Origin of the sequence: Clostridium chromiireducens, from assembly GCF_002029255.1 — a bacterium.
GTDB lineage: Bacteria > Bacillota > Clostridia > Clostridiales > Clostridiaceae > Clostridium > Clostridium chromiireducens.
In genome coordinates, this window is the sequence record NZ_MZGT01000125.1 from 1 (window position 1) to 8,522 (window position 8,522).

At 27.3% G+C, this 8,522-nt stretch carries 6 protein-coding genes; all 6 read right to left on the minus strand.

From position 1 onward, the window contains the following. Positions 1-121: 121 nt before the first annotated feature. The 6 genes from CLCHR_RS23230 to CLCHR_RS23255 all read right to left on the minus strand — a co-directional run bounded on the left by CLCHR_RS23230 (position 122) and on the right by CLCHR_RS23255 (position 8,139). On the minus strand, positions 122-517 hold the full coding sequence (locus CLCHR_RS23230; protein ID WP_079442290.1) for a hypothetical protein: 396 nt from the start codon (positions 515-517) through the stop codon (positions 122-124). Between the two features lie 224 nt (positions 518-741). Continuing rightward, positions 742-2,754 (minus strand): AAA family ATPase, encoded by a 2,013-nt coding sequence (locus tag CLCHR_RS23235; protein WP_079442291.1) that lies wholly within the window; start codon positions 2,752-2,754, stop codon positions 742-744. Positions 2,755-3,330: 576 nt separating this feature from the next. Then, the gene (locus tag CLCHR_RS23240; RefSeq protein ID WP_079442293.1) at positions 3,331-4,311 is read right to left on the minus strand and encodes an Abi family protein; all 981 of its coding nucleotides are present in this window, start codon (positions 4,309-4,311) and stop codon (positions 3,331-3,333) included. 1,162 nt (positions 4,312-5,473) lie between these two features. Continuing rightward, positions 5,474-5,857 carry a TIR domain-containing protein gene (locus CLCHR_RS23245; RefSeq protein ID WP_079442295.1) on the minus strand — a complete coding sequence of 128 codons (384 nt, stop codon included), beginning with the start codon at positions 5,855-5,857 and terminating at the stop codon, positions 5,474-5,476. 224 nt (positions 5,858-6,081) lie between these two features. Beyond that, positions 6,082-7,038 carry a retron St85 family RNA-directed DNA polymerase gene (locus tag CLCHR_RS23250; protein ID WP_079442297.1) on the minus strand — a complete coding sequence of 319 codons (957 nt, stop codon included), beginning with the start codon at positions 7,036-7,038 and terminating at the stop codon, positions 6,082-6,084. 225 nt (positions 7,039-7,263) lie between these two features. Then, positions 7,264-8,139, minus strand: coding sequence for a retron St85 family effector protein (locus CLCHR_RS23255; RefSeq protein ID WP_079442299.1), 876 nt, complete (start codon positions 8,137-8,139; stop codon positions 7,264-7,266). Positions 8,140-8,522 lie beyond the last annotated feature (383 nt).

The following is an 8,522-nucleotide window of genomic DNA, read 5'->3' on the forward strand; positions in this document are numbered from 1 at the left end:
AATATTATCTAAACATTAAAATCTATCTATAGTTACTTTTTAACTATAGATAGATTTAGTAAATGCAATATTAATTTATAAATTAATTTCTTATATAACCACTAAAGTTACTTAATAAACTCTAACATCCCGTGATATAAAAACTCTGGCCGTATCTTTCATATAAATCATACCTGCTAATTACATATCCACTAAAATTACTCAAAAAATTTCTTACATCATTCTCTGTTACTATTTGGTTAATATCCTTAGATTTTATTTCTGATAGCTTAATTTCCATATCCTGTTTTCTCTTTTTAGGCTCATCCATCTTAACTCTAAACTCTTCTTGAACAAATCCATTTGTTATAGCAGTTACTATTTTATTAATTTGGCTTTCAACTTCATCAATTTGCTTTAGAAATACAGCTTTCTTTTCTACATCAGCATTATTTTGCTTTTGAAGGTTCTTACTAATACCTTCTGCTATATAAGTGATTGCTTTATCATTAAATATTTTTCTTTCTAATTCAGACAATACATATTCTTCAATATAGTCTTTACAGATTTCCTATTCTCACAAACCTTAGAGCTTGTCTTTTTTCTGAACAAACACCTATATGGCACATACATAGGCTCATTTTTAGCATGTATATGTTTTCCGGAATTATTTTTGTAATACTTGTAATTCTTTTCATAAATTGCTTGAGCTTTCTTTTCTCCAATGCACTAACATATATATTTTTTGAGAATACAGTGATATTAAATAAAATCATTTTTCAAAATATTATCATTAAAAAAATCTTGAATACTTACAAACACTGGAGGAATATTAAGCATTTTTTTATCTTTATACCTTTCATGGAATTCTTTTACATAATCATATGATAAACGTGTTTTATTGGATTCAATGAATTTAATAAACTCAGCTTTTCTTTTATTTGCCTCTATTCCATTACAATACATAAATTGTGTATCTCCCAATAGATTTGTAAATACAGAATCCTCCATAAAATTGTAATCCAAAAAATTTATATCTTCATTTTTTTCTTTACTTTCATCCAATAAATTTTCAATTATTGTTTTATAGATGTCAGGCGCTAAAACATCTTCTATTCTGGTTACTCTATATGCTACATGTAGATTGAAATTGTCTAAACTAATCAAATCCACTTTTGATGTCTCAACGTTAATTTGAATACGCTTTAATTGAATTTTTCCTGAAGAATCTTTTCCAAGTTCTTTATTATCAGTTATGTTAGGATCTGTATCTATAAGACATAGAACTCGTTTAGCACTATTAGATTTTTTATCAATTCTTAATGGCATTACTAATAAATTATATATGTTCTTTACATTATCAATTCCTCCTACTGGTAATACTCTAACTTTTTTAGGATCTAATAATGTCTCAAGGTATCGCTTGTCTGTTCCACCTTCACATATCAATAAATATTTTGAAGTTTCTTTTCTAATGTAAGTAGACAAGCTAATTGCCAAATCATACATACTTTTTAGTTGAATTTCATCTGGAAACTTCTCTTGATTATCCAAATAATTATAAAAATCAAATGCTGTAAATCTATTCCCAGAATTTTGAGAGTTAGATAAATGTAACATTGTTCCAGATTCTATTACTGGTAAAATTCCATACCAATGCGTCGTAACTAATACCTGATTTCCATATTCATTTGAAAGTTTTTCTAATCTTTCAAATTGTTCAAAACAATGAGAAATATCTTGTGAAACCTCTGGTTCATCAATAGCCAGAATAACATTTCTCCCATAAGATTCATCTTCTCTACCTCTGTTTTTCAGAAATGCGTAAATTATATCAATCATGGCTCTACGTTGTTCTCCTGAACTTAATTGATTAACTTCCTTCTGATCATTTTTTAATGTTCTTTTTGAAAAATAACCTTCTAAAATATTATCAACTATATCACTTGCAGTTAAATTTTGCTTTTTATTTCTCTCTGCTTTAAATTCATAAGTATCATCTACACTTTTAACAGTATTATTTATTTCATCCATAAATACCGAAAGCTGGCTATTGATATGATCAATTAATGACTGATTTTTGCCATCTACACTAATCTTTTCTTTTAATAAACTTTCTATTTCTAAGATTACATTTTGGTTCATAATTTTTTGCATTTGTATATTTTCAATTTTTAAAGTCGAACTGGCTTGCTGTTCTACTGGTATGTATATATATGTATAATAATTTTCAATAACATTATTAATTTGTTCCAGTGTTATGTTCTTTAATTCTTTTTCATAAATTGACATAGGTTTACATATGCTTTTCGAATCAATATTTTTTCCAATTACTAACAGATAATACTCATTACAATACTGTATTCTCAAGCTATTTATTTGATTAAAAAAATCAACTATATATGGTTTCCTAATAACCCCTGTAAATTCTCCATCTGCATCATTCCACAAAAACTCACTTATTTTTTCCAAATTTTCTTTTATATGTGTTGAACAACTTTTAAATTCATAAGAATTATCAATCCATTTGTCAAATGATTTTTTTTCAATAAGAAAAACTGGTGAAACAAACATATCTTCTTTATTTTTGCTTTGCTTATTTGCATTCCATAGATCTTGTTTAAAGTAAAAATTAAGAACTTCTAATATTGCACTCTTTCCAGTTCCATTTTTTCCAACTATAGTTGTAAATTGATATTTAGCACTTTTACATAAATGAATGTAAGAAGATTGCGAATATGATTTAAATCCATTTATAAATAATCCAATAATCATTAAATACCTCCAAAATTAGTAATTACTATTATAATACCATATTTCTTATTTAGATAAGTATAACTAATCTACTATAAGAATTTTGTTAACAAATGAATTATTCAATTTTTGTTTCAGTAATATAATCTTATATTTAAAATTTTAAGGTAAGAGTCAAAATTTTGATACCTATTTTTAGACTATCAAATTAATTAAAATATCATCTCAGTACTCGATTATCTTTCCTGGAATTAATTCGATTTCTGGTAATCGTATACTATCCTCTAGGCTTTCGCTATCAGATAAATCTACCTTCAAAATTGCATTATCATCCAATTAAAATTCATCATTGGTAGAGCTACCCGTAACAATAAAAAAACACGACCATCTGTAAGCAGCTATTTAAGCCACATACAAATGGTCGTGGATTTTATGTCTAATGACTATAATTTTGATACAATTTAGCGGCTTATTAATTAAAAGTAGTATTATTAATATCGCTAAATTGTATGTATTTCTGCTAAAAGGTGCACACACTTGTATTGATATATTTCCACATACTAGCTGGTGAGTATTAGGGAATATATAAGCTTAAACTTATATATCTTTTATATAAGTCCAATTTGTTGGAAACCCCATAACTTGTAATACCTCATCAATAGTTATTGTATTTAATTGTTTTTGTAGTTTATCTATTTCTGCTTTTATTAAATAGAAAAATTTATTAAATGAATTCTTACTTAACATTAACTTAAATATAATTATAATCGCAAACAAATCATTCTTACCGCAAATAGGATTTCCACCTGCATCAAATGGAATTGACATACTTGTATGAATTGTACAAGTTTTAATACTATTAGGTCTTCCCTTTTTATTTATGGCTTTTAAATTATAAAAACGTTCATCATGAGCACATGCATTACGATAAATTGATAATATAAATAATATACTACTCATTTCATCTGGTCTTAAGTTAAATTTTCTACCTACGTTATTTTGATCTACATCTATCATATAACTATAAAATATACTTATTGTACCTAGTGTAAGAGTATTTACTAATACCCATAAAGGTACATATCCATATTCAAGCATACTATGTGAAATCATAGGATTATTTTTTGATAGTTGCCTTGATATTTCTCTTTGCAAATTAGATATAAGTTCTGATACCTCTCCTACTTTTTGAGCTTGTGTTTTTTGTTCACGAGGCCTTAAAGATGTATTAAAATTTGATATTTTCAAATAATTGTCATGTCCGTATTTTTCTGAAAATTTATGTGAAAGAACACTTTTCACATTATTCTCTATCTCCAATATGTATTTCATAAAATCACTTCGTAACTCTCTGTCAAATAAATATAGAGCATAAAGCTCATAAAAATCAGTACCTGATTTATATTTTTCGTCTGGACCTAAATATGTTTTATCAATGAATAAATCTTTATATCCATTGATTAAATTATAGTAGTTCTCCATTTCCAATATTCTTTTCGCTCTACTACCATTAACATTCATACCTCTATCTCTAAGCCTTTTCATTTGTTGCCTAGTCGTCTTAAAAACTTTATCCATCTCTAAATTCCCCCAAATAAAAAAACCCTGGGCCCGTAGGACACCAGAGTATGATCATCATTATTATATGCTAAAAATTTATTTTTTATACTCTTATATTATCATTTAGACCGACATTTGTAAATATATTTTTTTATTATTTCATTCAGTATGTTAATTTATATCTATTATAACCTTTTCTGCGTAAAAATGCACACCCTTTATAGAAGTCCCACTAAGGAGTGTGCACAAATACTCAAAATATATAAAAGTGGCTGAAATACCCCACTTAAAACTTCTCTATAAAATGTAAAAACACCGGTCAAGCGCCTGATTTCAAGGCTTTTCCATTGTATCACATTGTTAGTTCTTATTTGGTGGAGGCGAAGCGTGACCTTTGAAATCCACCAATAAATTTCCTATCATTTTAGTGCTAAATTGATTACATATTAATAATTTTACTTAATAAAATTAATCACATTATATATCAATTAAACCTGCAATTCCTCTCCTCTTCTAAAGTCATCCCAAAACTTAGCAAAATCCTTTTCACTAAGACCTAAAAACAGCACCTCTGCATGCTTTTTAATTACATGAGGGATTCATATAAGTACCATGTAGCCTTCCAATGGCAACATTTATTCCTTTAATACTCTATATGTGTTAGTTATATAGGTTTCAATACGTACCAAATCAGGTATATTCCTTAACTCAATCTCTTCAATATTCTTATCGATAATTTGTATATTATAAGATTCACTACATAATGATGCAAGAGTAGCTAGTCAAAGTGGCAGAGAAAATGAGTATTTTATGTGCCTCCCCAAATAACTTTTGCTTCTTCTAAAGCAGGTAGACTAAATTTTATTTTCGCAATGTATGGCACACTCTAAAAAGCTTTTATGTTAGTAACCATTCATCATCCTTATAACATCATAACAAATTAATTGTTTGTCCATAATAACATTGTTTTAATTCTACAATAACCATTTATAAGTTTGTATTTAAGAACATACGACTAGTCATTGGTTTCATGACCGCTACTATGATTTCGATAAATTTCACAATATTTTCAAAGAACTGATTAACACTAAATTGTTTGGAATTTCACTAAAGACTGCGCAACTATATTCATATATCTTCCTTATCTCATATAACCAAAGCTTATGTATTTATACTGCCTCTATATATTTTGGTTAATCCATATCTCTAACGAGTCTTTTCTCTTAGGTACAACAGTTATATTTAACTCTGAAATATACTTACTATTACTTTCAGTAACTCTAACCGCAACTACTGGCTTTCCGATGCTAATTGCAAATTTTATTTCATCAAGTGACATTCCAGAATTATTAGCTGGTCGATTTGAACATATTACTACACTAGCATACTTAATTTGCTTTTGAATTTGTGGATCAACATTGTATCTCCCATCAACACTATCAAATGGCGAACTACTTGGCACTGAATAATCTCGAACATTGAACTTTGTACGATCCAACAAAGCACTAATTTCTGAGTAATCATTATTATTCCAACGATGTGGTATAAATACATTAATTTTCATTCTTTTTCCTCCTAAATACTATTAAAATTTAGCATCCTTAGATAATTTCTTATAATGTAATCCAAGAGCCGTAAACTTACAAGATTCATCATTATATTGTATGAAAATACATATGCTCCTCTTTTACTGATTTAATGAAATCTACACTTCCAAATAATTTAAATTCCTTTAAATTATACCAACGCAATCATTAATGTCTGCAAAACCAAGACATCTTGATCATTTTAATCAAATGTATTTTCATTAGTAACTGCTACCTCTGCTTTACACGACAGTTGAATCCAATAATTTTTTAGTATATTATATGAATTCTTATCTACACTTTTAAGATAATTCATCCATCCATTAATCCACTGAAACTTACGCTCCCTTTCGTCTTCTTCATCTCTTCCATATACATAATTGTAAATTGCAGAACGTAAAGTGCGTTTTTTTTCTCTACCTATTCCAAATTTTGAACCATCATATATTAATCCAGTAATCTTTCTTTGTAATTTTGGGCCAAGAATTCTTGTTTTATCGTTATTTAATGTGTAACCTTCTTCTTCAATAATTTGCTTTACTGTAGGCAATGCTTTTAATAATTTATCGGGTTGCTTAGCTGATAGTGTAATATCATCAGCATATCTAGTATATACAATATCTCTTATTCCTAAATAGTTTGACAACCTCTCATCTAATTTAATGCATGCTATATTAGATAAAGTTGGTGATGTGACTCCTCCTTGTGGAAGTCTTCCATTATAACTACATAGTCTTGTTAATATAAAACACATACTATCATCGTACCCAAGCACACTAAATATGTTATATATAGACCCAAAATTAATGCTACAAAAAAAATCTTTGAAATCTAAACATAAAAAATAGTTATTGTTATCATGAGGCTTTACGTTGCTAGACAGGTTCATTCTTCTTCTGAAAGCTTTCGCACTAGGATTTACATCAATTTTATCAAGTACATTTCTTAAAATCCATGCTTGTATAGCTTTCATTTTTTTTGAAGGACATTCGATTTTTCTTTTTCGTCCATTTTTTTTATCAATTTCTATTTGTATATAAAACTTATCCGGTATATTAACCATCTTATATAATAATCCTATTGATAACTTTGTTTGAAACGCTAAATCTTTCAAATCTTTAATTCTAGGAATCCTGAGAATATCAGTTGTATCTAACATATAACTCACCTTTATATATAATAATAAAAATAAAAGTAATAATTAAGAAAAAGTAAGCTTACACAATTAGCTATTAGTAAACAATTGTGCTTCTTAAAATTGCTCTTTTAAGAAGCATGATTGTTTACTAAAATAATATTCAGTATCCATCCAGAGTAGCGAAACACTACCCAGTTAAAGAAATGCACCTTAACGTTCTAAGCCATTTATTTCTCTTAATTATTACTATTTACACATTCTAAGAATTTTGTTCATATAATCTATTCTTAAGTTATCTACCAATCCAATCAACTGTTTCCTTTTACTACTTTGTAACAACTTTATTATCCTATCATATCCAATTTTTGTTAATTTATATTCATTATTTTTTCTTAATACTTCTCTTTGTCTAAAAAGTGAACTTATCGCACCTGTACAAACAATTGAAGCAATTTCTTTTGTTTCAGGGTTGCCAATTTCATTAATATAATTTATTAGCTCACTTGAACTCACTGAATCCAAAATATAAATTACTAACAGCAAAAACTCTTCTGCTGCTATTGGATTATGTAAATTTCTTTCTACTTCACTGTTAAGAGATATTTTAGATACAAGATTTCTAACAGAAATTGTTAGTCTATCTATGTCTCTCTCTTGATAGTTAAACCATAAAATAGGATTTGGTTTTCTTTTCAATTCTAGATACCTTATTGGTCCATTTCTAATAAAACTTCTTTGCTTCTTATATTTTTCGTCAATCACAACAATCAATTTTTTGCTTAAAACATCATGATTAGTGAACGCTCCTAACTCTGCGATAGCACCATCACCTTCTAAACAAATAATAAATACATCTATACTTTTTGCAAGCAAGTTTTCTAAGCTTAACAAATCGATTTTTTTGTTATATAGTAAATCTGAAAAAATCTCTTCTGGATAATATACATCAATTTTATTAGTATAGTATTTATTTTGAATCAATTTGTTTCTTAGTCGATTTCTTAGATTATAAGCATCTTTAGCATTTGCACCCAATAAACAAACTGAAATTTTTTCATTGTTAAGTTTGGAAAACACTTCATTGTATACAATCTTTGCTATATCCTGTTTTATATCTACCATAATACTCACCAATAGTATGTTAATTTATTTTATAATCGAAACACAAATGTTATTTCCATTTCAAAATATATAAGACAAAAAACAAACACCTAATTTTCAATATGCGAAAATGGTTCATATAGATTAATATTTTTTTCCACTGCCTGATATAATCCGCTCAGTTTTATATAAAGATAGTGGTAAATAATTCTCTATTTTACCTATAAGGCCATATTTCCCAAAATTAAATTGATTATCAAATAATATTTTACCACAAAATATCAAATAAGTAAATAAAATCACAAAATTTTACAAGTAATATTTTATTACTAGCATTTAATTCTATAAAATTAAATACAGTGTGGTATATTTAAAGCATTTCATATCCCATACGAGTCAATGAC